At 39.1% G+C, this 24,934-nt stretch carries 24 protein-coding genes; 15 read left to right on the forward strand and 9 right to left on the reverse strand.

All coding sequences use genetic code 11. The features are described 5' to 3' along the window. Nucleotides 1–6: 6 nt before the first annotated feature. Together AAV96_RS07945 and AAV96_RS07950 are read left to right on the forward strand one after the other, a co-directional pair. Nucleotides 7–819, forward strand: coding sequence for a TorF family putative porin (locus AAV96_RS07945; RefSeq protein ID WP_046738965.1), 813 nt, complete (start codon nt 7–9; stop codon nt 817–819). 324 nt (nt 820–1,143) lie between these two features. Then, entirely contained in the window at nt 1,144–1,932 is a 789-nt protein-coding gene (locus AAV96_RS07950) for a TorF family putative porin (RefSeq protein WP_005218751.1), read from the forward strand. Nucleotides 1,933–1,990: 58 nt separating this feature from the next. Here AAV96_RS07950 and AAV96_RS07955 read toward each other — a convergent pair whose 3' ends face one another. The 3 genes from AAV96_RS07955 to AAV96_RS07965 all read right to left on the reverse strand — a co-directional run bounded on the left by AAV96_RS07955 (nt 1,991) and on the right by AAV96_RS07965 (nt 4,473). Beyond that, nucleotides 1,991–2,686 (reverse strand): hypothetical protein, encoded by a 696-nt coding sequence (locus AAV96_RS07955; RefSeq protein WP_046738925.1) that lies wholly within the window; start codon nt 2,684–2,686, stop codon nt 1,991–1,993. Nucleotides 2,687–2,698: 12 nt separating this feature from the next. Beyond that, nucleotides 2,699–4,177 (reverse strand): YifB family Mg chelatase-like AAA ATPase, encoded by a 1,479-nt coding sequence (locus tag AAV96_RS07960; protein WP_046738926.1) that lies wholly within the window; start codon nt 4,175–4,177, stop codon nt 2,699–2,701. A 68-nt stretch (nt 4,178–4,245) separates the two neighbouring features. Beyond that, nucleotides 4,246–4,473 (reverse strand): accessory factor UbiK family protein, encoded by a 228-nt coding sequence (locus tag AAV96_RS07965; RefSeq protein ID WP_046738927.1) that lies wholly within the window; start codon nt 4,471–4,473, stop codon nt 4,246–4,248. Between the two features lie 275 nt (nt 4,474–4,748). Between AAV96_RS07965 and glnK the strand changes: the two genes are divergently transcribed. From glnK to AAV96_RS08000, 7 genes are all read left to right on the forward strand, one after another. Further along, nucleotides 4,749–5,087 carry a P-II family nitrogen regulator gene (glnK, locus tag AAV96_RS07970; protein ID WP_000780326.1) on the forward strand — a complete coding sequence of 113 codons (339 nt, stop codon included), beginning with the start codon at nt 4,749–4,751 and terminating at the stop codon, nt 5,085–5,087. Between the two features lie 67 nt (nt 5,088–5,154). Beyond that, entirely contained in the window at nt 5,155–6,567 is a 1,413-nt protein-coding gene (locus AAV96_RS07975; protein WP_046738928.1) for an ammonium transporter, read from the forward strand. 127 nt (nt 6,568–6,694) lie between these two features. Next, complete coding sequence (gene nrdR, locus AAV96_RS07980; protein WP_004659444.1) at nt 6,695–7,159, forward strand: transcriptional regulator NrdR; 465 nt, start codon at nt 6,695–6,697, stop codon at nt 7,157–7,159. Nucleotides 7,160–7,171: 12 nt separating this feature from the next. After that, nucleotides 7,172–8,272, forward strand: coding sequence for a bifunctional diaminohydroxyphosphoribosylaminopyrimidine deaminase/5-amino-6-(5-phosphoribosylamino)uracil reductase RibD (ribD, locus tag AAV96_RS07985; RefSeq protein WP_046738929.1), 1,101 nt, complete (start codon nt 7,172–7,174; stop codon nt 8,270–8,272). Next, nucleotides 8,269–9,561 carry a DNA adenine methylase gene (locus AAV96_RS07990; protein WP_004659442.1) on the forward strand — a complete coding sequence of 431 codons (1,293 nt, stop codon included), beginning with the start codon at nt 8,269–8,271 and terminating at the stop codon, nt 9,559–9,561. The genes ribD and AAV96_RS07990 overlap by 4 nt, the downstream gene beginning before the upstream one ends. A gap of 341 nt (nt 9,562–9,902) precedes the next feature. After that, nucleotides 9,903–10,742, forward strand: coding sequence for an MIP/aquaporin family protein (locus AAV96_RS07995; RefSeq protein ID WP_046738930.1), 840 nt, complete (start codon nt 9,903–9,905; stop codon nt 10,740–10,742). 151 nt (nt 10,743–10,893) lie between these two features. Beyond that, a complete protein-coding gene (locus tag AAV96_RS08000; protein WP_046738931.1) occupies nt 10,894–11,553 on the forward strand; it encodes a riboflavin synthase in 660 nt (219 codons plus the stop codon). 43 nt (nt 11,554–11,596) lie between these two features. Here AAV96_RS08000 and AAV96_RS08005 read toward each other — a convergent pair whose 3' ends face one another. The 3 genes from AAV96_RS08005 to AAV96_RS08015 are packed head-to-tail and all read right to left on the reverse strand — an operon-like array spanning nt 11,597 to nt 14,118. Then, complete coding sequence (locus AAV96_RS08005; protein ID WP_046738932.1) at nt 11,597–12,223, reverse strand: hypothetical protein; 627 nt, start codon at nt 12,221–12,223, stop codon at nt 11,597–11,599. Between the two features lie 35 nt (nt 12,224–12,258). After that, nucleotides 12,259–12,666, reverse strand: coding sequence for a DNA polymerase III subunit chi (locus AAV96_RS08010; RefSeq protein ID WP_046738933.1), 408 nt, complete (start codon nt 12,664–12,666; stop codon nt 12,259–12,261). Between the two features lie 3 nt (nt 12,667–12,669). Next, the gene (locus AAV96_RS08015; RefSeq protein ID WP_046738934.1) at nt 12,670–14,118 is read right to left on the reverse strand and encodes a leucyl aminopeptidase; all 1,449 of its coding nucleotides are present in this window, start codon (nt 14,116–14,118) and stop codon (nt 12,670–12,672) included. Nucleotides 14,119–14,275: 157 nt separating this feature from the next. Here AAV96_RS08015 and lptF point away from each other — a divergent pair, with 157 nt between their 5' ends. The 5 genes from lptF (at nt 14,276) to AAV96_RS08040 (ending at nt 19,803) form a co-directional block, all read left to right on the forward strand. After that, nucleotides 14,276–15,376 (forward strand): LPS export ABC transporter permease LptF, encoded by a 1,101-nt coding sequence (gene lptF, locus AAV96_RS08020; protein ID WP_004659434.1) that lies wholly within the window; start codon nt 14,276–14,278, stop codon nt 15,374–15,376. Continuing rightward, nucleotides 15,376–16,446, forward strand: coding sequence for an LPS export ABC transporter permease LptG (lptG, locus tag AAV96_RS08025; RefSeq protein ID WP_004659432.1), 1,071 nt, complete (start codon nt 15,376–15,378; stop codon nt 16,444–16,446). The genes lptF and lptG overlap by 1 nt, the downstream gene beginning before the upstream one ends. Before the next feature lie 14 nt (nt 16,447–16,460). After that, nucleotides 16,461–16,955: a putative molybdenum carrier protein gene (locus AAV96_RS08030; RefSeq protein WP_046738935.1), complete on the forward strand. Its 495-nt coding sequence runs from the start codon at nt 16,461–16,463 to the stop codon at nt 16,953–16,955. Between the two features lie 118 nt (nt 16,956–17,073). Next, nucleotides 17,074–18,618, forward strand: a complete 1,545-nt coding sequence (gene gpmI / locus AAV96_RS08035) for a 2,3-bisphosphoglycerate-independent phosphoglycerate mutase (protein WP_046738936.1) — start codon at nt 17,074–17,076, stop codon at nt 18,616–18,618. 9 nt (nt 18,619–18,627) lie between these two features. Beyond that, a complete protein-coding gene (locus tag AAV96_RS08040) occupies nt 18,628–19,803 on the forward strand; it encodes a S41 family peptidase (protein WP_046738937.1) in 1,176 nt (391 codons plus the stop codon). 40 nt (nt 19,804–19,843) lie between these two features. On the opposite strand, the gene AAV96_RS08045 is transcribed toward AAV96_RS08040, so the two are convergent. The 3 genes from AAV96_RS08045 to AAV96_RS08055 are packed head-to-tail and all read right to left on the reverse strand — an operon-like array spanning nt 19,844 to nt 23,517. Next, on the reverse strand, nt 19,844–21,274 hold the full coding sequence (locus AAV96_RS08045; RefSeq protein WP_046738938.1) for a sigma-54-dependent transcriptional regulator: 1,431 nt from the start codon (nt 21,272–21,274) through the stop codon (nt 19,844–19,846). 22 nt (nt 21,275–21,296) lie between these two features. After that, nucleotides 21,297–22,862: a sensor histidine kinase gene (locus AAV96_RS08050; protein ID WP_046738939.1), complete on the reverse strand. Its 1,566-nt coding sequence runs from the start codon at nt 22,860–22,862 to the stop codon at nt 21,297–21,299. Between the two features lie 19 nt (nt 22,863–22,881). Next, nucleotides 22,882–23,517, reverse strand: a complete 636-nt coding sequence (locus AAV96_RS08055; protein WP_005163158.1) for a response regulator — start codon at nt 23,515–23,517, stop codon at nt 22,882–22,884. Nucleotides 23,518–23,728: 211 nt separating this feature from the next. Between AAV96_RS08055 and pbpG the strand changes: the two genes are divergently transcribed. Beyond that, entirely contained in the window at nt 23,729–24,796 is a 1,068-nt protein-coding gene (gene pbpG / locus AAV96_RS08060; protein WP_155857125.1) for a D-alanyl-D-alanine endopeptidase PBP7/8, read from the forward strand. Nucleotides 24,797–24,934 lie beyond the last annotated feature (138 nt).

Consider the following 24,934-nt stretch of genomic DNA (forward strand, 5'->3'; position numbering starts at 1 on the left):
ATCAATATGATGAAATTTGCATGTAAGGCGATCGCGTTAAGTATTTTTGCTGTGACTTCGACTTTTGCTATGGCAGAAGATAAACCTTCATTATATGGTATTACTGCATCGGGCAATGTTTCAGCTGTAACAGATTATCGTTTTCGTGGTGTGACACAATCCTCGAATAATCCTGCGATTCAAGGTGGATTTACATTTTCACATACGTCGGGCGCATATTTAGCACTTTGGGGTTCAAGTGTTGACTTTAGTATTCCTGGTGTTTCAACTGAAACTGATGCTACATTAGGTTTTACTAATAGTTTTGCCTTAACAGATAAAATTAAACCAACCTATGATGTAGGTGTAATTCATTATGGATATATAGGTTCCAAATCTAATGCTGTGAATAAATATAATGATAAGAAAGGTTTAGCTTTTACAGAAGTATTTGGTAAGCTAACTTTCCCTGAAACATTATTAGCAGGCGATGCTCTAAGTGTAGGTGTGAATTATTCACCTGATTACTGGGGGAGAACTGATGATTTTTGGTATTTTAACTTAGGTTACTCAGCGCCAATTGCAAGTACTGGTTTAACAGGTTTAGCTTCAGTAGGGTATAATAAATTAAAAAATAAAGATTCTTTAAGTATTGTTGCTGGTGGTCCTGGAAAAGATAATAATTATATCGACTACAAAGTTGGTGTAAATTATAACTTCTTAGGTATCCTCGCTGAAGTTGATGTTGTTGGAACAAATGTAAGTACTTCAGGTATGAGTGATAATGACAAAAAACCTTATGACACAGGTGTTTTATTTAGTTTGACTAAAACATTCTAATTTAAAAAACATTTATAAACCTTTAAAAAGCCAGCGTATATGCTGGTTTTTTTATTCATTTTTAGAAAATAAAAAACGAAAACTTTATATTCAAAATAGGTGCTAATTATGTGCGCCTCTATATTTAAAGATGCATTTTATTATCGCATGCTTGTCGTGGGCGGTTGATTGATTAATAGTAAAATAAAATAAATATAATTATAATCAATAGCTTGTATTTAATTTAAATTTAAATTCTACTTTTGGCACAGCATTTGCAAATTTCATCATGATGCAATTTAGAACATAAATCAGTTGAATATCTAAATCATGGGGGAAATCAATATGATGAAATTTGCATGCAAAGCTACAGTTCTAGCGATGGTATTTACAACATCAACTTTAAGTTTGGCTGAAGAAACAAAGCTACCATTTCCAGGGACAATTACAGGCAATATAAACGTAGTATCTAGTTATAATCTACGTGGTATGACAAATTCACCTGAAAGTGATACACCTGCAGTACAAGGTGGACTTGATTATACGCATGATAGTGGATTCTATTTGGGATACTGGTTTTCGACCTTAACTGCTGCATATGCAGATTTAAATACCTCACCGACTTATGTAAACGAAGATAAGAAGTCATTTGAAAATGATTTATATGCTGGTTATAAAGGTAAGATTACAGATGATCTTGGTTATCAAATTGGCGGTACGGTTTATTACTATTATCCAGGTTGGGAATCAACTGGGTATGAAACCATTGTCGGCTTAAGTTATAAAGATTTGAGTATTACAGCACAAACTTTATTAAATAATGTCACTTTTGGAAATAAAGGTGATACTTATTTCCTAGCAACCTATGCACCAAAATTAGCTGGTGGTTTTACGGGTAAAGCTCAATTAGCAGCCTATTATTATGGTGATGATGATGAGTATTTAGCTTACCAAGCCAAAGCAGGAGATGTTACCAAAACTGATTTTGCTTTCCGTCACGCAACTCTTGGATTGTCACATCCTTTAGGTAATACTGGTGCAACTTGGAGTTTAGACTATATCTTTGGTGGCTATACTCGTGATGAAACAAAGCAAAAAAATAAAGTTGTTTTGGGTTTAGGTTACGCTTTTTAAAGACATTTTATTTAGTAAAAAGGCTGAGATATCTCTCAGCCTTTTTATATGGGGTTGATTATTTGGAGAAAGTAAACCTTTCTCCAAAATCATTTTCAATACTTATTAAATTGTATTCTTTACCATTTTCTATTTTTCGATAACCTCTTAGAAATACATCTGTTCCTACACCCCAGCATCTTTTCTTATCACTCACCATCACTGCTCCTTGAGGATATACTTGTTGGACGGGACCATCAAATATGAATCCATGTGGAATATATAATGCTTTGTGAACGTCTTGTTTAGTTACTTCCATAAAGAATGGATTGTTTTCATCAATAATTTTAGTATCCCTTAATACACTGGATGCACGTTTATTATAAAAATCAATAATGTTCAATTCTTGTTTGGCGTATGCTAAAAGCGTCTTAATACTTTGTAAGTTCAGATTTTTATTTTGTCCTAAAAGAGCATGATATTTTTCGAGTAATAACGATGCTTGTGATGAAGTAATGTCATTAATAATAATACAGTCTTCACCATTACCTAGAGCTGCTTGCCATGCAGAGTCAACCCCATTATAAAAAACAATACCTCTCCCTTGCTTAATTTGTTGACCTGAGTAACGACTTTGCGATGGAAAAATCAGTGCTTCGCCGCCATGTAATAAGGCAGGAACAAAAACAATAAAACGTTTCGTACGATTGACGACTTTCAGCCCACGTTCAATGTCGCTAGTTTTTAGTTTTAATAAAGGCAATTTTTGATTCATGTAATTTTCTATCTAGCCTCGATAAGATAAGGCTTCTGTTAAATGGGTTGTTAAAATGATATCGCTTTCGGCCAAGTCGGCTATGGTTCGTGCAACACGAAGTACACGGTGATAGGCGCGTGCTGAGAGATTAAGTCGCTTTTGAGCCATTTCGATGATTTTGGCTGAATTTTCATCTAATTGAGCATATTGTTCTAGCAAATTTGGAGAAAGTGCCTGATTCAAACATTGCTGTCTTAACATTTGTTTATCATAAGCTTTCATCACGCGTTGCCGCACAATTGTAGAACTTTCTGTCGGACTTTGATCTTGTAGTTCTTTGGTCTGCAAAGGTGGCACATCAATATGTAAATCAATACGATCTAATAATGGACCTGAGATACGATTTTGATAGCGTTGAATATTTTCTACTGAGCACTGGCAGCGGCTATCTTGATTAAATGCGTAGCCACAAGGACATGGATTCATTGCTGCAATAAATTGAAAATTCGCTGGGAATGTCATTTGTCTTGCCGCACGAGAGATGACGATCTCTTTCGATTCTAGAGGTTGTCGGAGAACTTCCAAAACTTTGCGGTCAAATTCAGGTAATTCGTCTAAAAATAATACGCCTAAATGTGCAAGCGTAATTTCACCTGGTTTAGGTTGTGAACCGCCTCCAACTAATGCAATCGCTGACGCAGTATGGTGTGGTGCACGGAAGGGTCGTTGACCAAAAGTATGCTGAGCATTTGCAACTGAATAAATACTTGCGACTTCTAAATTTTCTTGGGCATTGAGTGGTGGCAAAATAGAAGGTAACCGAGAAGCCAGTAATGTTTTACCTGTACCAGGTGGACCTTTGAAAAGTAAAGAATGTCCACCCGCTGCTGCTATTTCTAGTGCACGACGAGGACGTAATTGACCTTTGACATCTGCAAGATCAAATTGATACTGAGTAGTGGTTAAATTTTCATGTTTGGGCGACGCTGATAAATAAGAAGTGCCCAAAAAGTGTGCGCATACGTCTTGCAGATGCTTAGCAGCATACACTTCGAACTGCGGGAGTTGATTGGCTTCTTCTAGATTATGAGTAGGAACCAATAAGCGGTGTTGGGCTTGTTGGCAAGCCATCGCAATTGGCAATATTCCCGAAACAGGACGTAAATGTCCATCTAATGCAAGTTCACCAGTAAATTCAAATCCTTCAGTACAATTTTCAGGAAGTTGACCTGAAGCAATCAAAATTCCTAGTGCGATCGGTAAATCTAGACGGGAGCCATCTTTGGGAAGATCCGCAGGTGCTAAGTTAATCGTTAAACGTTTGGTTGGAAACAAGAAACCACTATTAATAATTGCTGATCTAACTCGATCTTTACTTTCCCTTACAGCGGCTTCAGCTAAACCTACAATGGTTAAGGAGGGGAGTCCTGAACTGATATGAACTTCAACTTCGATTTGAGGGGCATGTAAACCCAATAAACCCCTCGTGTAAATTTTTGCGAAAGACATTTTATTATTGTTCCATCATGGTGCTTTATTTTTAATCATTTTTATTTGTTGTTGCGCTAAACTAGTGCTTATTTTTGCTTCTGCACCATCTCTTGTAGTGCATTCATTTGCTGTTGCAGTGCAGCGAGGCGTTGGTTTGCCAAATTTAGCGCTATTTTCTGGCGTTCCAGCTCTTGTTTAGAGACTAAATCTAATTTTTCGATGCTTTCATTGAGCAAAGCACGTAAATTTTTTTCTAAATCTTTTTTAGGTTGATCAACTTGTTTAAGAATGGCTTGTAAAAGAGTTTCAATCATGAAGCGCTCAATAGGTTATATGTATTTGTAGGCAAGTGTACCATTGCTTGTAGTAATCCCATAGCCCTGTTCAACGCATTGATGCCACCGATATCTAAATTCAGTTAAACAGGAGCAAATGAAACTTATTTTCGATTGAATATCTACATCTTGACGCCCAAATAGGTTATAAAGAAAGCTCTTGCTAATGGTTTGAAAATCCCCAACCTTCAAATATTGGCATGAAAATTGAACATAAAACCTTACTGGTGAAAATAAGCCGAAGGAAAACACACATGAAGCTTGTAACTGCAATTGTAAAACCATTCAAACTCGATGATGTGCGTGAAGCACTCTCTGATATTGGTGTTCAAGGGATTACCGTAACTGAAGTAAAAGGTTTTGGTCGTCAAAAAGGTCATACTGAACTGTATCGTGGTGCAGAGTATGTCGTTGATTTTTTACCGAAAGTAAAGATTGAAATTGCGATTAGCGATGAAATGGTCGATGCGGTTATTGAATCTATCACTCGTGTCGCAAGCACTGGAAAAATTGGTGACGGTAAAATCTTTGTCACGAATTTGGAACAAGTCATCCGTATTCGTACTGGTGAAACTGGACCAGATGCTGTCTAAATTGGCACAAAGTTTGCTGAGTTAGAATTAAGAGAAATAGCTCACAAAATAAGGTTGGGGGACACGAATGAAAAAAATGCTTATGGCGCTCAGTCTATCTGGCGCACTCTTAGGTGGTTCAGCGATGGTTTGGGCAGAAGATGCTGCATCAACACCCATTGCTGAACAAACTGTAGCAGCGTCTGATACGGCGGCTGCATCAACTGTCACTGTAGCAGCAGAAGCTCCTGCTCCTGTAGAAGCTGCTCCAGCTCCTGCACCAGTTGCAAAAGTTGATACAGGCGATACAGCTTGGATTCTCGTTTCAACAGCACTGGTTCTGTTGATGACTATTCCTGGTTTGGCTCTATTTTATGGTGGTATGGTTCGTAAGAAAAACGTACTCAGCACCATGATGTTTAGCCTTTCTGCGGCAATTCTAGTCAGCTTAATTTGGGTTATCGTTGGTTATTCGCTTGCATTCTCTGGTTCAGGTGCCTATGTCGGTGACTTTGCCAAATCCATGCTAAATGGCGTGGCATTTGATGCCTTAAGTGGAACTATTCCAGAAAGCTTGTTTGTTATTTTCCAAATGACATTTGCCATCATCACTGTTGCAATTATTAGTGGTTCGATTGCTGATCGTATGAAATATTCAGCATTCATGGCGTTTATTGCAGTTTGGGTAATCTTGGTTTATGCACCAATTACTCACTGGGTTTGGGCCGCTGATGGTTGGTTATTCAAAGCTGGTGCTTTAGATTTTGCAGGCGGTACAGTTGTACATATCAACGCAGGTGTAGCTGGTTTAGTGGCTGCATACATGTTGGGTAAACGTGCTGGTCTAGGTCGCGAATCAATGGCACCGCACAACCTTACTCTCACTGTGATTGGCGCAAGCTTAATTTGGGTAGGTTGGTTTGGCTTTAACGGTGGTAGTGCTTTAGGTGCTGGCGCTCGTGCAAGTATGGCAATTCTTGTAACTCAAGTTGCTGCTGCCGCTGCTGCATTCTCTTGGTTGATTGTTGAACGTCTAGTTCGTGGTAAGGCTTCAGTACTTGGTGGTGCATCAGGTGCGGTTGCTGGTTTGGTTGTGATTACTCCTGCTGCTGGTTTCGTTGGTGTGGGTGGTGCATTAATCATGGGCTTAATCGGTGGTGTAGTGTGCTTCTGGGGTATTACTGCACTTAAACGTCTCCTTAAAGCAGATGATGCATTGGATGCTTTCGGTCTACACGCAGTTGGTGGTATCGTTGGTGCGATTCTTACTGGTGTGTTCTACAGTGATGAAATCATTAAAGCTGCTAACGTTGCGCTTGCTCCAACAATCATCGAACAACTAAAAGTACAACTTGAAGGTGTACTCGCAACGATGGTATATAGCGCAGTAGTGACTTTCATTATCCTTAAAGTGATTGATCTTGTGATTGGTATCCGCGTAAGTGCTGATGATGAGCGCATGGGTCTTGACCTTAGCCAACATGGCGAACGTATCGAATAATTCATTATTCTTTGAAGTTTAAAAAAACAGCCGAATAAGGCTGTTTTTTTATGCCTTTCGTGTGCTAGTTCAGCAATTGCAGAAACTTTGCTACACTTAAGCAAAGTGAGTAAATAATCGCACAATTATGCATTGTCCATTTTGTAACGCTGCTGATAGTAAAGTCATCGACTCTCGCCTTGCGGCTGAGGGTTGTCAAATCCGTCGTCGTCGAGAATGCACGATTTGTGGTGAGCGGTTTACCACCTTTGAAAGTTATGAAATGGTGATGCCGCGAGTTATTAAATCCGATTCAAAAAGCGAACCATTTGATGAAGCAAAATTGCGCCGCTCATTGATGCATGCTTTACAGAAACGCCCAGTAACCCAAGAGCAAATTGAAACGGTTTTAAGTGATATACAATCACAAATTCGACGTTTAGGTGAGCGAGATGTAAAGTCTAGAACAATTGGTGAGATTGTGATGCAGGCTTTATTTGCACTTGATCATGTAGCCTATGTTCGTTTTGCCTCTGTTTATCAAGATTTCCAAGATGTTGAAGCATTTCGTCGTCAGATTGAGCAAATGCAACAACGTGAAAATGAAGCATAAGTTAGAGAAATCATGTCTGAGTTCACGCAAATTCATTTATCCCAAGATCAATATTGGATGCAGCAAGCAATTGAGTTGGCTCGACTAGGGCAATATTCAACCAAGCCGAATCCTAATGTGGGTTGCGTTATTGTCAAAGATGGGCAGCTGATTGGAGAGGGCTATCACCCTAAAGCGGGTCAACCCCACGCAGAAGTTTTTGCACTTCGCCAAGCGGGCGAACATGCTAAAGGCGCGACAGCTTACGTGACTTTGGAACCATGTGCACATTATGGTAGAACGCCGCCTTGTGCAGAAGCATTAGTTAAAGCTCAGGTAAAGAAAGTCGTGGTAGCTTGTTCAGACCCAAACCCATTAGTCGCGGGAAAAGGCGTTCAAATTTTACAAGCAGCGGGTATTGAAGTTGAAACAGGACTTTGTGTAGAAACTGCGAAAACGCTCAATTTGGGCTTTTTAAAAGCGATGTCTACGGGTTCGCCGTATGTGCGTTTGAAAATTGCATCAAGTTTAGATGGACGTACTGCAATGGCTTCAGGAGAATCAAAATGGATTACTGGAGCAATCGCTAGACAAGATGTACAACATTGGCGTGCAATTTCGGGTGCTGTGATTACAGGGATTCAAACCGTTTTAGCGGATGATTGTGAGCTGAATGTACGTGAATTGGAGGGAGTTGATCTTACTTCGGTGGTTCAACCTAAGCGAGTTGTACTCGACCGACAAGGACAGTTACCACTTTTAGCTAAGATTTTGAAAAATCCTGAAACAGTGATAGTGATGACACCATTTCGTCAAGAACTTGCTGATTTAGGCGTGATACAATTGACGCCGCAACCCTTAAGTCAATTATTGCAAACTTTAACTCAACAGTATCAAATTTATGATGTGCTGGTTGAAGCAGGCGCAACTTTATCAACGGCTTTTTTACAGCAAGGTTTAGTTGATGAAATGATCAGTTATGTTGCACCGACTTTACTTGGTCAATCTGCTCGTGCAATGTTCAATGCTGAATTTAGTACAATGGCAGAACAATTGCGTTTTGATTTAGTCGATGTAACCCAACTTGGGCAAGATATTCGCCTAAGATTGCTCCCTATCCAAGAGATGATATGAATCCAGAACCATCGGTTTATCACAAGCGTCGTCATGCAGCACGTACGACTGACGAATATCTTTTTCATCAGTTAGTACCTTATTTAGGCAATAAGCGTCGACTGCTTCATCTCATTTTGGAAGCACTTGAGATTACGGGAACGCTAAATAGCAAGAAAAAGAACCCACCGATTTTTGCGGATTTCTTTGCGGGGAGTGGTGTTGTCTCTCGTTTAGCTCGTCAAAATGGTTATCGTGTGATTGCCAATGACTGGGAGCCTTATAGCCATGCGTTGAACAATGCGATTTTAGCCTGTGTTGATGCACCCGCATTTAAAGAGTTAGGTGGCTATCAAAAAGCGATCGACTATTTGAATCGATTACCAGAAGTCAAAGGCTGGGTGACACATAATCTTTGTCCACGTAATGATGATGTGTATGATCCTGCTCGTGACCGTTTGTTCTTCAAACGCCGTAATGGGATGCGTATTGATGCAATTCGTCAACAGATCGCAACTTGGCAAGCGCAAGGTGCAATCAATGATGTCGAAATGAGTGCTCTATTGGCACCACTTTTATATTCGGCAAGTTTTGTTAGCAATACCAGTGGTGTATTTAAGAGCTTTCATCAGGGTTGGGGTGGTCGAACTCAAACTGCTCTAGAACGGATTGAGTCATTAATATGGCTTACACCGAGCCGTTTTTGTGAGATTGGTGATCCCAAACGACCTGCGGCTGAAATGTGGTGTGTCGATGCACAACATTTAGCCAACCAAATGAGTGGTTTCGAAGTCGATGTTGCCTATCTTGATCCACCTTATAATCAGCATGCCTACAGCAGTAACTATCATGTTTTAAATGCTCTGACTTTATGGGATCAAGTGGATTTACCATCACCTGATACCAAAGGCTTTAAGAGTGGAATTGATCGAGCATGGCGTAAAGAGCGCCCAAGTCCTTATAATTCTTCTAAGTATGCGAAAGAAGCTTATGAAAAGTTATTGGAAACAATTAATGCTCGCTATATTTTGACTAGTTATTCAACTGATGGGAATATTGAGCCTAAAGATTTGCTTACTGCTAATTTAAAGCGCGGTAAAGTGACTTTGTTAACTCAAGATGTACCGCGTTATCGAGTGAGTAAACAACGTCAATCAGAACGTGCACGTGTTCTTGAATTTATTGTGATTACTGATACCCATGCGAAGTCTGGCCCTCCATTACGACAACTTTTAGGGCAGTTATATCATTTTGCTGAGTTGGGTGGTGTTGATACGACAGGCAATAGTACTCAGCTTGCACTTTGGTAAATTCAAGTAGACACCATTTTTGGATAATGTGGTGTCTATTTTCTATTTTTTTCACTTTCTTGCTAATACATATAATTTTATAAAATAAATGATTGTTTTTACATGAATTGTCATTGAATTTAAATAAGTCTTTCTGAATAACTATTTACCTTTAAATTAATTAAAAACAATTGTTTATCTATTCTTATTGCGTGGTTTAATCTTTTTTATTTACAAAAAATATTTTACTATTTGGTTGAAAAACTACCATAAGAATATTGATCATTTTCGAAAATGAATATATTTTGCCGAGCTTTATTTCAGGTCATGTCTATACGCAGCACTGACCAAGAGAGGTTGTGATGAGTCGCTCGGAACCCAGCTTGTTGGGGCAATGTATAGCTGAATTTTTTGCTACCGCAGTTTTTTTATCTTTTGGTATTGGTGTCGTGGCTGCGCTTAAACTTGCAGGTGCAAGTTTAGGGCTGTGGGAAATCAGTCTTGTATGGGGCTTGGCTGTAGCATTAGCTGTTTATCTATCTGCAGGTATTTCTGGAGCTCATCTCAATCCTGCCGTTACAATTGCATTAGCATTGTTTGCTGGTTTTGATAAACGTAAAGTTCCTTTCTATATTATTTCTCAAGTTTCTGGTGCTGCTTTAGGCGCACTATTGGTTTATGGTTTGTATAGCAATCTATTTATTGATTATGAGCAAACACACCATATGATACGGGGGAGTGTAGAGAGTTTGGAGTTGGCTGGAATTTTCTCAACTTATCCACATCATTTATTGTCTATTGGACAGGCGTTTATGGTGGAAATGTTTATCACTATGTTATTGCTTTGGCTCATCATGGCGATTGGGGATGATCATAATGGTTTGCCACGTGGTGCTTTAGCACCAATTTTGGTTGGTTTATTAGTTGCTGTCATTGGAGCTTCTTTTGGTCCATTAACAGGCTTTGCTATGAATCCTGCACGCGATTTTGGTCCAAAAGTTGTGGCCTATTTTTCGGGCTGGGGTTCAATTGCTTTTACTGGCGGTCGTGATATTCCTTATTTTATTGTGCCTATCCTTGCACCGATTGTTGGCGCTTGCTTAGGCGTATTAGGCTATAAATTATTTTTTAGCCATTTCTTGTTAAATAATACGGTTGATCTTAAACAGACAGCCAATAAGCGTGTCTCTGAAATGCAGTAATTTAAGATTGAAAATAATAAAAGGGTGATCAATGGATCGCCTTTTTTATTGCAGATATTTGAACTTGGAGTCCCTTGTTATCTCTAGGGCTTTGCTTTATGGTATTCGATTCACTATGGCATATATTGCATAAGATTAGGTTAGAACTCCCATGTTTACAGGCATTATTGAAAGTTTAGGTAAGGTTGAGAGCTTACAAAGTGTAGGCGGTGATGTACGTCTACGTATTCAAACTGATTTGGATATGTCTGATGTGCATTTAGGTGATTCAATTGCCACCAATGGAATTTGTCTCACAGTGATCGAGTGGGGAAGCAATTGGTATGCTGCAGATGTGTCTCGTGAAAGCTTAAATCGAACGACTTTAGGTCAATGGAAAGTGGGTCAATCCGTCAATGTCGAAAAAGCAATGTTGCCAACAACTCGTTTTGGTGGACATATTGTGAGTGGGCATGTCGATGGTCTTGGAGAAATTACAGTCGTTCGACAAGACGCACGTTCATTATATTTTGAAGTAACAGCACCTGTTGAGTTGGCAAAATATTTAGCTGAAAAAGGTTCTGTAACTGTCGATGGAATTAGTCTGACTATTAACCATCTACGTGGCAATATTCTGAGTTTGAATCTCATCCCTCATACTGCTGAGCGTACCAATATTGGCACATGGCAAGTTGGTACAAAAGTTAATTTAGAGGTTGATGTGCTGGCACGTTATATCGAGCGCTTATTGTTGGGTGATAGAGCAGCGGAACAAAAAACTGAGTCGAACATCAGTATGGCATTTTTGGCTGAAAACGGTTTCTTAAAATAAACAATGAAACATAAAAAGGCCCAGTTTAAACTGGGCTTTTTTATTATTTTTCATCTGAAAACTTACTATTTTTCAGAATGTAATCAATTTCATCTTGGGCAAGTGCATGTAGTTTTGCTCGGAATACAGTTACAGCTTGTTCTATTAAGTTTTCTGCTTCTAGTTCTAAGCGAACACGCACACTTTCGAGCTCAGATAAGATTTGTTGGTCATCAATCCGAACACGTTGAGCCTGCGCATAATCAATACTTGGTTGTTCAGGATTTGGTTGATAACGTTCAGTTTGTTGTGCAATTTCTTGATCAATGTGTTGTCGAAGGGCAACAAGATTTTCCGTTTGTTGTTCGAACTGATTTAACTCATCTGCTTGCAGTTGCGCGGCATAAGCAGCTTGGGCAGCACGTTTTTCTGCTAAAGCTTTTTCCAAAGCTAATTGTTTACGAACGCGTGCTTGTTCAATTAACTCGGCTTTTAAATGTGCATAAGCTTGATCAATGCGTTGTTGAGAGCGTAGCTGAGCTTTTTCTTCGAGTTGTATCCATGTTTGGATTTGTGTTTGTGGTAACAGTAGATCACAGATACGAGCTAAATCTTCCTGATAGGTCTGACGTACAGTTTCAGGCGTATTTAACCAACGTTTTTTAAAATCTTGACCTACATTTAATGCCACACGACACTCCTTATACGATGCTATGATTTACAGACTTATAATTTAAATGTGCGTGGCTCAATGCCTAAACGACGATACATCTTAAATTTCTCTCGCCCGATCTGTTTTGCAGTTTCATTATTTTCAATAATTTCGATAATGTGGCGAAAATCTTGAGTTTGTTCAAGTGCATGATTGTTAAAATTAAATACAATCCAATCATTGGATGGCGGTAATTCAGCTGAAATACACACTGGACTATTCAACTGATCAATTCCATGAGCAATAAAGCTACTTGAATCAAAACTCCATAGCTTGTTATCCAACTCATTTTGTAAATTTGAATCAACACAATACCACCAAATCTGTGGGTGCTGATTCAGAATTTTTCGACATAAACGGCAAGCACTTTCGACTTGCCGCTCAACGCTGTTTTCAAACAAATAAAAACTAACTTGTGCCATAGATTAGTTATTCGTTTCAACACGATTAGCTAAAAACTGCATAAGTAACGGTACTGGGCGTCCAGTTGCACCTTTAGCTGCACCAGATAACCATGCTGTCCCAGCCACATCAAGGTGTGCCCAGCGGTAATCACGAGTAAAACGCTCAAGGAAACATGCTGCAGTTATTGCACCACCATAAGGACCACCAATATTGGCAATATCGGCAAACGGTGAATCAAGGAGTTCTTGATATTCTTCCATCACAGGCATACGCCATACACGGTCGAGTGATTGTTCACCAGCAAGTTGTAATTCTTGTACAAGTTCATCATCTGGAGAGAATAGCCCACTGACGACTTTGCCCAGCGCAACAACACATGCACCTGTAAGTGTCGCAATATCAATCACAAGCGCAGGATTAAAACGTTTGATATAAGTGAGGGTGTCACATAGAACCAAACGACCTTCTGCATCAGTATTCAAAATTTCTACAGTTTGACCACTCATGGTCGTCACAATATCTCCAGGGCGTGTTGCATGACCTGAAGGCATATTTTCTGCTGCTGCGATCGCACCGATAACATGAATTGGGAGTTGAGCTTCGCAAAGTGCTTGCATAGTACCTAATACAGAGGCAGCACCACACATATCGAATTTCATTTCATCCATACCTAAGCCTGGTTTCAATGAAATACCGCCTGTATCAAAAGTAACGCCTTTACCGACAAGTACGATAGGTGCTTGATCAGCTTTTGCGTGATATTCAAGTGTAATGATTCTGCCTGGTCGATCAGAGCCTTTGCTTACAGCAAGAAAAGCATTCATCCCTAAATCAGCCATTTGCTGTTCATTAAGGATAGTGACTTTTAATAGGTCAGGGTATTGTGCTGCAAGTGCAATCGCCTGATCTGCAAGGTATTCGGGGAAGCAAATATTTCCTGGACGATTGCCTAAATCTCGAGCATAGTTTTGTCCAGATTGAACTGCTTGGACGAGTTTTAATTGAGCATCATTAAGTACAGTTTCATTTGCAACTAGATTAATCGTTTCTAAGATGAACTCATTTTTTTTCGATTTAAACTCATCATAGGCATAGGCCGCTTGAGTTAAACCTAAGGCAAATAGGTAATGTAAATCAGTTGGTAATGCGCTGAGATCTACGGTGATTTGTCTAAATTTATTTTGTGATGATTTGATAATCGTTTGTGCGAGTTTTGCTAATTTTGTCGCTTTCAATTCAGCGCTTTTGCCTAAACCGAGTAAATGTGCATTGGCTTGCACAGCGACATTGATAATCAGGGCAATATTTTCATTAAAACCAGCTTTGAATTGTGTAGCATTCAGAACATCTTCTAGATGATTGATTTGATAACTATTTAAGTTCTGTTGTAATTGTTCTGAATCAACCAAAATCCACAAAGATTCACTAGACGACTGTGTTGGGAATGCGGTATGAAGGGTAAATTTCATTGTTTGTATAGAACCTAAGCAGCGAAAAAGAAAGATAAGCCCATTAAACACTTTCAGATATGAGGTTGCAATCCGCAACAAGCGATAGGTTTTATATTTTTAACATTCGGGTAAACTAGCACTACCCCTCGATTGGTCTATTTTTGGAAGCATTACTTTGATTATTCGGCGTTATCTCGTCAAACAAGTGGTCTCCACCTCTTTGGTTGTGACTGCTTTGCTTACTTTAATTATTATGGGTGGGCAGTTAATCAAGATTTTTGGGCGAGCTGCACAGGGTCGTTTAGACGCTAGTGTGTTGCTGAGTATCATTGCTTATCGTTTGCCAGAGTTTCTAACTTTAATTTTGCCATTGGGTTTCTTCATTGGACTCATGCTGGTTTTTGGTCGTCTATATGTTGACCATGAAATGGCAGTTTTAAATGGCAGTGGTGTTAGCCGTAATCAATTGGCCAAACTTTTATTGCCGATGACATTTGTTTTTTTGATTGTTCAAGCAATATTAATGTTTTGGGGTTCATCATCTGGAATTCGTGCTTACGAAAGCTTGATGCAAACACAAGCAGTGCGAGCAGGTTTTGATTTGGTCCGACCTAAGGAATTTATTTCTTCAGGTCCTTATACCATTTACGCAGGTTCACTTTCTGAAGATCGAAAAAATTTAAAAGATATTTTTTATTATCAGAAAGCCGATCGTGAAGATAAACCAGATGTGATGATTTTAGCCAAAGAAGCGACACGGGTCGAAATGGCAAATGATACGGCAAATGTCGTTGATTTGGTTCAAGGTCGTCGTTACGAAATTTATCCGAATCAGCCACGCTATACCCAAGCAGAATTTCAATCTTATCGTTTACGTTTAGAGAATGATAAAGACGTTAAGTTTGAAAGCGATGATGTTGAAGCTTTATCGATGTCTAAGCTATGGGAAAGACGTGATGACCCTGTTATTCGCAGCGAGCTTGGTTGGCGTATCTTTGGTCCATTTGTGATTATTGTTGGATTGATGCTTGCGGTTGCGTTATCTGAAGTAAGTCCACGTCAAGGCCGATATTATCGTCTTATTCCATCTATATTTATTTTTGCTAGTCTTATTGTATTAATGATCGCAATTCAGACACGAATTAGTAAAGGTGAGTTAGACATCTGGGCTTATCCTGTCGCATTAATGATTTATGCTATTGCGGCAGCAATTTTTGCACGGAAACAAAAGTTAGCACCAAAACTTAAGAAAAGTATTCAGCGAGTGGGGTTGTAATGTTAGCACGTCGAATAGTCGCCAAACATGTGACAAAAACTACAGTCCTTGCAATGCTGGGCACAACGCTGGTGTTATCTTTTTTACAAATATTATTCACTTACTTAGGTGAATTAGGCTCGCTGAAACCAACTTATAATGCATGGCAAGCTTTCCTATATGTGATATGGGGTGCACCGAGTTATTTGTATGATATTTTACCTGTTGCAGCGTTAATCGGCTCTGTTTTAGGTTTGGGTGCTCTTGCTTCGAATAGTGAACTGATCGTCATGCGTTCGGTTGGTATCAGCCTGTGGCGTATAGTGGGTTGGGTGATGCGCTCAGCTTTACTTTTAATTGTATTGTCTTTTGTATTGAGTGAATGGGTGATTCCTTATACCAATGAAAAAGCACAAAGCATTAAAAAACAACGTAGTGTAGCAGCTTTAGGTGAGGTAAAAGGTTATTGGTCGCGTGAAGGCCAACGTTTTATCTATATTGATTATGCGAATTCCCAAGGTCAATTACGTAATATTCAAGCGATTGATTTTGATCAGAACTATCGATTGCAGTCCTTTGTCACTGCTGAAAAAGGCCAATTTTTAAAAGATGGTCAGTGGACTTTAGAGAAATCACATCAGGTTGATTTACTTGCTCAAGGGAATGCGATTAAAACGGATCACGAGCAACAAGCGTTAGGATTGGCTTTACAACCTAAATATGTACATATGGTGACTTTGGACCCAGACGATTTATCTCCAAGTCAATTGATTAGTTTTATGCAGTATTTATCAGAATATAGCCAAGTTCCAAAGACCTATGAATTAGCCTTTTGGAAAAAAGTCACGTCTCCATTTGCACTGATTACGTTGGTTCTTATTGCCTGTTCATTTATTTTTGGCCCATTGCGTCAGCAGTCGATGGGTTTTCGCTTGGTTATCGCACTTTTCACTGGGTTAGGGTTCTTCTATTTACAAGACTTTTTAGGTTATGCAAGCTTAGTTTATGCACCGTCACCTGCTTGGTTCGTATTATTACCAGTGGTATTGATGTTCATGATGGGTAGCTATTTATTATATCGAGCAAGGTAGAAAATTAGATTTCTATGCACATTAAAATTATATCTGGTGGACAAACTGGAGTTGATAGAGGTGCTTTAGATGCCGCATTAGATTTAGGGGTGCCGTGTGGTGGCTGGTGTCCCGAGGATCGAATGGCAGAAGATGGAAGAATTCCAGACAAGTATCCTTTAATTATTTTAGCAGAGAGTGGCTATCGAAAGAGGACTAAGCAGAATGTTCGAGATAGTGATGCAACGGTCATTATCTATTTCGATTATATTTATCCCAAAGGTGGTACAGAGCTTACCTTATTAGAATGTATCAAGCAGTCCAAAGCATATTTGCTTATTGATGGAAATGAGGTTTCGATTGAGCGAGCAGCAGAGCGTATCTATTTATTTTGTTATCAGAATAATATTACTGCTTTAAATGTCGCAGGTCCCAAAGGGGCGAGTTTGCCTCAGGCACATAGTTATACCCAACAAGTCATCACGCAGATGCTCAATAAAATAATTAATCAAGATCAGCCCCAAACTTGAATATAAAGATGATTCCCGATGCTTTTGATTGATGAAAGCCATCAGTAACGCCATAGAGAATTACAGTAAATTTGGGTAAAATACGCCGATCAAATGATAGACAAACAGAGAGTCCATTATGACGGATGCAAATGCTGGCAAAATTCCTCACGTTCTTGTAATTATGGATGGTGTAGGACATCGTGAAGCAGTTGAGGATAATGCATATTTAGCAGCAAGAACACCAAATCTGACTGCGATGAAAGCAAAGCATCCAAATAGTTTGATTTCAGGTTCTGGCGAAGATGTAGGCCTACCTGATGGACAAATGGGCAACTCTGAAGTTGGTCATATGAACTTAGGTGCAGGTCGTGTTTTATATCAGGACTTTACACGGATTACCAAAGATATTCGGACAGGTGCTTTTTTTGAGCATGAAGTGTTAGTGGATGCAGTTGAAAAAGCCAAAACAGCAAATGGCGCTGTCCATGTCATGGGGTTGTTGTCACAAGGTGGAGTGCATTCGCATGAAGATCATATTGTGGCGATGTGTGAACTTGCATTAAAACGTGGCGCAACCGTATATCTACACGCTTTCCTTGATGGTCGTGATACCCCTCCACGTAGCGCAAAGCCTTCATTAGAAAAATTCGATGCTTTATTTGCCCAGTATCCAAATCAAGGTCGTATCGTTTCGATGATTGGCCGTTATTTTGCAATGGATCGTGATAACCGCTGGAATCGTGTTGAACTCGCTTATCGTTTAATGACAGAAGGCGAAGCAGTTCGTGTTGTAAACTCAGCTGTAGAAGGTTTAGAGCAAGCCTATGCAGCAGAAGAAAATGATGAGTTTGTTCAAGCAACACGTATTGGTGAAATTGCCAAAATCCAAGATGGCGATAGTGTGGTTTTCATGAACTTCCGTGCTGATCGTGCGCGTGAAATCACCCGTGCCTTAGTTGAGAAAGATTTTACTGGGTTTACGCGTAAAGTCGTTCCAAGTTTATCTAAATTTGTGATGCTAACACGCTATCAGGCAAGTATTGATGCACCAGTTGCATACATGCCAGAAGAACTTAAAAATTCCATCGGTGAATATTTATCAGGTTTGGGTAAAACCCAATTGCGTATTGCTGAAACAGAGAAATATGCGCATGTGACATTCTTCTTCAGCGGTGGTCGTGAAGATGAATATCTAGGAGAGAAACGTATTTTGATTCCTTCTCCGAATGTCGCAACCTATGATCTAAAACCAGAAATGAGTGCTTATGAAGTCACTGATGAGTTAGTGAATGCTATTAATTCGGGTGAGTTTGACCTTCTGGTTGTCAATTACGCCAATGGTGACATGGTCGGACATACTGGTGTATTTGATGCAGCAGTGAAAGCGGTTGAAACCGTTGATACGTGTTTAGGTCGTGTCTATGAAGCAGTAATGGCAAACAAAGGTCATATGTTAATTACAGCGGATCATGGTAATGTAGAGCAAATGCAAGACTACGACAGTGGACAAGTTCATACACAACATACCACTGAATTGGTGCCATTTATTTATGTCGGTCCAACTCAAGCAACGATTGCAGAGGGTGGTGTATTGGCTGATGTTGCACCAACATTACTTCATTTGATGAATATTCCTGTACCTTCAGACATGCAAGGCAAGAATTTAATTACTTTAAAATAAGGTGAACTTATGACCCAACACAACAACATTTATCGAGGGTTCTTTGCGAGTTTGTTGATGTGTTGGGGATCGCATACGTTATCTGCACCTATTACACATGCCTCAGGATGGGGGGAAGAGACTACAAGTCGGAATGCTGAAGTGCCACTTGAATCTATTCAGCAATTTGTACAGATTTATGGGATTGTGAAAGATAACTACGTTGATAAAAAAACAGACGATGCACTTTTTCAGCAAGCAATCAAAGGGTTGGTGAGCGGTTTAGATCGTTATTCTCGTTATTTATCCGCCGAAGAATACCGCCAGCTTATTCAATACACTGAAGGTGACCTGGCTTCTGTTGATTTCAATTTAAATTACGATGCTCATACTCGTTTATGGCAAATCCAAGACCTAAAATCAGGATCTGATTCTAGTAAGTTGGGTTTGCGTAATGGACAAGCTATACTCAAAGTCGATAATCAAGAATTAAAAAATTTAAATCAGGATCAAGTGCAAGGTCTGCTGTATGGCTCGATAGGCAGTACCGTACAAATACAACCAGAAAATAATAATAGTACGGTGATTTTGGTTCGAAACAAAAAGGTTGAGACAGATATTGAACCTGTTTTACTACATAATCAGGTGCTTGTACTTAAAATTAGAGTGTTTCAACAAGATACAGCGAATGAAATTAAACGTTTAATCGAAGAATATAGTACAACTAAACTCAAGGCTGTCGTTCTTGACCTGCGTAATAATCCAGGTGGTTTATTGTCTGCTGCTGTTGAATCAACAGATTTATTCTTGAATCAAGGATTGATAGTGACGACAAAAAGTCGTTCAGAAGGAGATCAACAATTTCAGGCTTTACCCTCAAATGAATTTCAAAATATAAAATTAGGTATCTTAATCAACCATCGTTCAGCCTCGGCAGCTGAAGTATTTACTGCAGCATTAAAAGAACATAAACGTGCGTGGGTTGTAGGTGAAAATAGCTATGGAAAAGGCGTGGTACAGAAATTATTTCCATTACCGAGTGGCGCAGCACTGCAAATGACGGTCTCACATTATTACACACCCAATGGGAACATGATTGAAGGTCAAGGGATTCAACCGAATCAAAGTTATCCGTTGTTACCTGAAATGAAAGAAGATGGCTATTTGGAACACGTCACAGATTTGGTTCTAAAAAGTAAAATTTAATTAAAAATAAAGCCCCTATTTAGGGGCTTTATTTTTAAGACTATTCATCATCTTCTGTATCTAAACCAAATTTTTTCAAACGATAACGTAAAGAACGGAAAGTCATTCCTAATTTCTTAGCTGCTAACGTTCGGTTCCAATGGGTTAAATTCAGTGCATTGAGAAGAATCTCTTTTTCAATATTTTCTAAATAGCGTTCCAAACCTTCTGGCGGTAGTTTTTTAGAGCCCATCATTGGGCTTGCACTGGCTGTTGTATGATCAGTTTCTTCTTGTGAGGAAAATGAAATACTTGGTGTCGGAATTGGACTACGTAATGGTGCAGTTTGTAGATGAGCAAGATCAATTGTTTCATCATCACTGAGCGTAATTGCACGTTCAATAATATTTCGAAGTTCACGTACATTACCTGGAAAATATTGTTGCAATAAGAATTGTTCAGCACGCGAAGAAAGGGTTTTGACTGAGACTTCCCATTCTTGGCTAATTTTCTGAATAAAGTGATTTGCTAACAATAAGATATCTTGCCCACGTTCACGTAAAGGAGGTAATACAATATCCATGACGTGAATGCGGAAGAATAAATCTTGTCTGAAACGAGCTTGTTGCACTAGTAATTCAAGATCTTGATGACTTGCACTGATGACACGGAAATCAACATCAATTTCTTGATCTGAGCCGACAGGTCGAATTTTCTTTTCTTGTACAGCACGAAGCAGTTTTACCTGCATACTTAAGGGTAATTCAGCGATTTCATCTAAGAATAAACTACCCCCATGTGCGGAAAGAATTAAACCTTGTTTGTCTTGGGTTGCGCCTGTAAAGCTGCCCTTTTTATGACCAAATAGTTCACTTTCCATTAACTCTGTTGGAATAGCACCACAGTTAATCGCAATAAAAGGTCCTTCACTACGGTTACTTAGACGATGAACTAAATTGGCAACAACTTCTTTTCCTGTCCCTGATTCACCAGTAATAAATACAGGGGCTTGAGATCGAGCAATTTTCTTTAAAGCAATGCGTAATTGCTGAATGGGCGTAGATCGACCAATGAGAAGTTTATTTTCTAATGCGCTTTCAGCAGCTTCTTGTTCAGGCTGTGGTCGATTCAATGCTTTTTGAATCAATTGATCTAGGTGAGTTTGATTGACAGGTTTACTGACAAAATCAAAAGCGCCTGCTTTTAATGCAGCAATTGCAATATCCATATTGCCATACGCTGTTAATACTGCAATCGGTGTGTTGGGATAGTTTTGTGTGACATGTTTAACCAAGTCCAGACCGTTGCCATCTGGGAGATTCAAATCTGTTAAACAAGCATCGTACTGAAACTCGGTAAAGAATTTTTTTGCTTGCTCTACGCGATAGGCAAGATGAGTTTTAATGCCCATTCGTGCGAGCGTCATTTGCATTAAAAGACATAAGTCTTCTTCATCGTCTACGAGTAAGACGAGCGGTTGTTTAGTTGCCATTTCCCCGAAAAACCTAATCTAATCAATGAATTTTTGAGCATTCAATCCTGAAACATGCTCCTTGTTGTCGCTCTACGTAAGTGAGCTTTGCATGATTTGCCTCACAAAAGGTGTGAGACAAATACAATCCTAAACCAGTTCCTTTAATTTCGGTACTAAAAAATGGTTTGAATAGCTGAGAAATATCTCGTTTTGCGACACCCGTACCAAAATCGATCACATCAATACATGTTCTGCCATCTTTTAAGTCTACATTCACTTCAATAAATTGAGCATCAGCTGCATTGTGCCGCAGGGCATTTCGAATCAGATTAATTAGAACTTGACGTAATTGTTTCTCATCAAAAAGAATGTTAATTCGTTCTGTCAAATTGAGTTTAACCATATGCTTCGCATCGACTAGATCTTCATTTAATAAGCTTTCAAAAAAATCGGCAAGTTGAATGACTTGTGGCTCTGTTGGTTTGTTGCGCGCCATGCCTAATGTATCTTGCACAATATTATCAATACGTCTAGCTTGTTTGCTAATCATACGACAGAGCATTTCTTGTTGATGACTATCACTTTCTTTAAATAATTCATTGGCCTGCACAATTGCCGCTAAAGGATTCCGAATTTCATGTGCAATACTTGCAGAGAGTTGACCGAGCGCGGCGAGTTTTAATTGTTGAACTTGTTGCGTGAGTTTTTGTGCATCTTTCAAGATAAGTAAAATTAATGATTGTTCAGGGACGATTAGGTGTTTAACACGGACATTAATTGTGTAAGGACTTTGTTGTGATTCAAAACTAAATTCCTCACCATCTTCTAACTCACTAAATTTAATTAACTCGAATAGGTCAGGTTGCCATTTGAGTAATGGTGTTTTTTCAGGAGAAATAGGGATATGAATCCCTAATAATGTATTAGCGGCTGGGTTACTCAGTACGATATGGTTACTGGTATCTAAAACCAAGTAGCCATCTTCGATTTGCTCCAAAATATAGCGGTTAATATTTTGGAGCTGATGAATTTCAATTGACTGATGAAAAGTGAGTGTTTCTAAAATCTTAAATCGTTGAACGGCAATACGACCAATTGCGTGTACTACAAAAAATAAGAAAGCAAGTAATGCGCTATTGCCTAAGTTATTTAAATTATTGTAATCGAAGAAATTGCCAAGGAAACGCTGGTAAACCACCATAATAACAGCAAAAAGCGTCACAATCAGTGAAAGATGAGCATTCAGGAGAATGGCTGAGGAGAAAATAATGATAACGTACAATAAGCTTAGTTGTAAGTTTGGACCACCTGCTGAAAATGTAATCAAACTTAAACAGATCACGTCTACAATAAAAATAAAAATAAGCTGTTTACTGATTTGTAACGGAACCAGCTTAAGTAAAAAAAGCTGGAAAATATTAAAGCTGATATAACAAATCAGAGTGTAAAAATATAAAAACGGATAATCATAATTGGTAGCGAGCTGCTCTGCGGTAAGTAAGTAAATAAGGATCAGACTGATTGAAATAATCAGTCGATATCCACTATACCAAATTCCGAGCCGATAAACGGTTTGGGACACTGATGACGCAATTTTTCCCAACATAAGCGATCACTTAATATGATTAAGGTTTAATGAGTCCATAACGAATGGCGAGATGGGTTAATTTTACATCGCTATCAATTGCTAGTTTCTCAAAAATTCGATAGCGATAAGTATTTACAGTTTTAACACTAACAAATAATTTGTCAGCGATTTCTTGAGCACTAATACAATTAACCACCATCATTGCGACTTGCATTTCACGCTCAGAAAGTGCGTCAAAAGGGGATTGTTGTGTGTCTGAAAGATAAGAACTCGCAAGCTGTTCGGCAATATCTGCACTGAAGTATTTACCACCTTGCATCACTTTATTGATTGCACGTACCATTTCTGAAATAGGCGCACCTTTTGTGATATAGCCTTTTGCCCCTGCTTTTAATAACAACGATGGGTAGGGTTCTTCCGCTAAACCACTAACAGCAATCACTTTAGTCTCAGGTGCTGTTTGTAAAAGACGACGTGTTGTTTCTACGCCACCAATTCCTGGCATATTGACATCTAATAGTACAACCTGAGGATGCTTCAATCGAACTAAAGCAATCGCTTCTTCTCCAGATTCAGCTTGTCCAATGACTTCTACATCTGGGTGGTCTTCCAGCATACGACAAATGCCTGTACGTACGAGTTCATGATCATCAACAACGAGAACAGTGATCAAGAAGACCTCCTTTTTTCAAGAAAAACGATTTTTTTGTTACATAAAGAAAAATGAGCTTGCAATCAAACGACAAAATTAGCAATCCTATTCTCCATGTTTAGAGAATAGTTGTACACAATTGTGTCTATAAAAGCTTTACCCGATTTGTTCAAATGTAAGGCATAATGTTAGTAAGCGCAAATGTGCAGCGTCCCGAGTTGAGTATTGTGTCGTGAAAAATTCTAAAAAATCTATCATGCATGCCTTGAGCATGTCTATTTTGTTGGCTCTTAGTTCAACAAGTTATGCTGAGCTGGTTGTAAATAACAATCCAGCATCTACAAGTGCGAATAGTTCTTCAGCTTCGTTAAATTGGTCTGCAAGTGATGCAAGCCAATTGATGGAAGATGATGATTCATTAGAGATCAGCCCGCAAGGTTCAACTTTGGTTACCACCACTTTACGAAGTGGTGGTTCTGCAAGTATTAGTTCATCTGCAACGCCACAAAAAAGCATACAGATTCGAGATACCTCTCATTTCAGTAGCCAACCCGCTGTAAATGCACGTGCAGCCTTAGTGATGGATGCTCAAACGGGCGAAGTACTGTTTAGTAAAAACAGTAATATGTCGGTACCGATCGCCTCAATTACCAAATTGATGACGGCTGTGATTACCGCAGATGCACGGCTGAATATGTCGGAAGAAATCACGCTACAGCAAATTGATTTTGCAGGTGCAGGTGGAAAGAATTCAAGTTCGACCTTGAAAGTAGGCGATACCATGAATCGTGCGGAACTTTTGTTATTCGCTTTGATGAAATCAGAAAATCCTGCTGCGGCAGCATTAGCGAGGACTTACCCAAGCGGGCGTTCAGCATTTATTGCTGCAATGAATGCCAAAGCAAAACAATTAGGAATGACGTCAACCCGTTATGCAGAATCAACAGGTTTAGATCCTCATAATGTTTCTTCCGCACGTGATCTTGGTATTTTGGTGAGTGCTGCTTCTCAGTATGGCTTAATTCGTCAGTTTTCCACTACGCCAACCTATGATTTTAATTTAGGTTATCGTGTGCTTAAGTCAAATAATACCAATGCTTTGGTACGTAATGGTGGTTGGAATATTAACCTATCTAAAACGGGATATATTGGTGAGGCTGGGCGTTGTGTAGTCATGCATGCAACCGTTAATTCACGTCCTGCTGTAGTCGTGCTATTGGGAGCTTCAACTTCTCAAGCACGTACCAATGATGCAACTAACCTATTAACTTGGCTGAGTACTTTACCGAAAAGAATTTAATTGCTTATGAACATAAAGCTCCTCATCTGAGGAGCTTTTTTTATATAACGTAACGACATTTTATGACGTAAAAAATGCTTTATGACTTCTATTTTGAGCAATTTTTGTTAGATTAGCATTTCACACATTAATAATTAT

This window comes from Acinetobacter sp. AG1 (assembly GCF_001005525.1).
In the GTDB taxonomy this organism is placed as follows: Bacteria; Pseudomonadota; Gammaproteobacteria; order Pseudomonadales; family Moraxellaceae; genus Acinetobacter; species Acinetobacter modestus.

Excerpts from the sequence above, each read along its gene's own strand:
- AAV96_RS07945 (WP_046738965.1), top strand. The coding sequence starts at position 7 with ATGATGAAATTTGCATGTAAGGCGATCGCGTTAAGTATTTTTGCTGTG.
- AAV96_RS07950 (WP_005218751.1), top strand. The coding sequence starts at position 1,144 with ATGATGAAATTTGCATGCAAAGCTACAGTTCTAGCGATGGTATTTACA.
- AAV96_RS07955 (WP_046738925.1), bottom strand. The coding sequence starts at position 2,686 with ATGAATCAAAAATTGCCTTTATTAAAACTAAAAACTAGCGACATTGAA.
- AAV96_RS07960 (WP_046738926.1), bottom strand. The coding sequence starts at position 4,177 with ATGTCTTTCGCAAAAATTTACACGAGGGGTTTATTGGGTTTACATGCC.
- AAV96_RS07965 (WP_046738927.1), bottom strand. The coding sequence starts at position 4,473 with ATGATTGAAACTCTTTTACAAGCCATTCTTAAACAAGTTGATCAACCT.
- glnK (WP_000780326.1), top strand. The coding sequence starts at position 4,749 with ATGAAGCTTGTAACTGCAATTGTAAAACCATTCAAACTCGATGATGTG.
- AAV96_RS07975 (WP_046738928.1), top strand. The coding sequence starts at position 5,155 with ATGAAAAAAATGCTTATGGCGCTCAGTCTATCTGGCGCACTCTTAGGT.
- nrdR (WP_004659444.1), top strand. The coding sequence starts at position 6,695 with ATGCATTGTCCATTTTGTAACGCTGCTGATAGTAAAGTCATCGACTCT.
- ribD (WP_046738929.1), top strand. The coding sequence starts at position 7,172 with ATGTCTGAGTTCACGCAAATTCATTTATCCCAAGATCAATATTGGATG.
- AAV96_RS07990 (WP_004659442.1), top strand. The coding sequence starts at position 8,269 with ATGAATCCAGAACCATCGGTTTATCACAAGCGTCGTCATGCAGCACGT.
- AAV96_RS07995 (WP_046738930.1), top strand. The coding sequence starts at position 9,903 with ATGAGTCGCTCGGAACCCAGCTTGTTGGGGCAATGTATAGCTGAATTT.
- AAV96_RS08000 (WP_046738931.1), top strand. The coding sequence starts at position 10,894 with ATGTTTACAGGCATTATTGAAAGTTTAGGTAAGGTTGAGAGCTTACAA.
- AAV96_RS08010 (WP_046738933.1), bottom strand. The coding sequence starts at position 12,666 with ATGGCACAAGTTAGTTTTTATTTGTTTGAAAACAGCGTTGAGCGGCAA.
- AAV96_RS08015 (WP_046738934.1), bottom strand. The coding sequence starts at position 14,118 with ATGAAATTTACCCTTCATACCGCATTCCCAACACAGTCGTCTAGTGAA.
- lptG (WP_004659432.1), top strand. The coding sequence starts at position 15,376 with ATGTTAGCACGTCGAATAGTCGCCAAACATGTGACAAAAACTACAGTC.
- AAV96_RS08030 (WP_046738935.1), top strand. The coding sequence starts at position 16,461 with ATGCACATTAAAATTATATCTGGTGGACAAACTGGAGTTGATAGAGGT.
- gpmI (WP_046738936.1), top strand. The coding sequence starts at position 17,074 with ATGACGGATGCAAATGCTGGCAAAATTCCTCACGTTCTTGTAATTATG.
- AAV96_RS08040 (WP_046738937.1), top strand. The coding sequence starts at position 18,628 with ATGACCCAACACAACAACATTTATCGAGGGTTCTTTGCGAGTTTGTTG.
- AAV96_RS08045 (WP_046738938.1), bottom strand. The coding sequence starts at position 21,274 with ATGGCAACTAAACAACCGCTCGTCTTACTCGTAGACGATGAAGAAGAC.
- AAV96_RS08050 (WP_046738939.1), bottom strand. The coding sequence starts at position 22,862 with ATGTTGGGAAAAATTGCGTCATCAGTGTCCCAAACCGTTTATCGGCTC.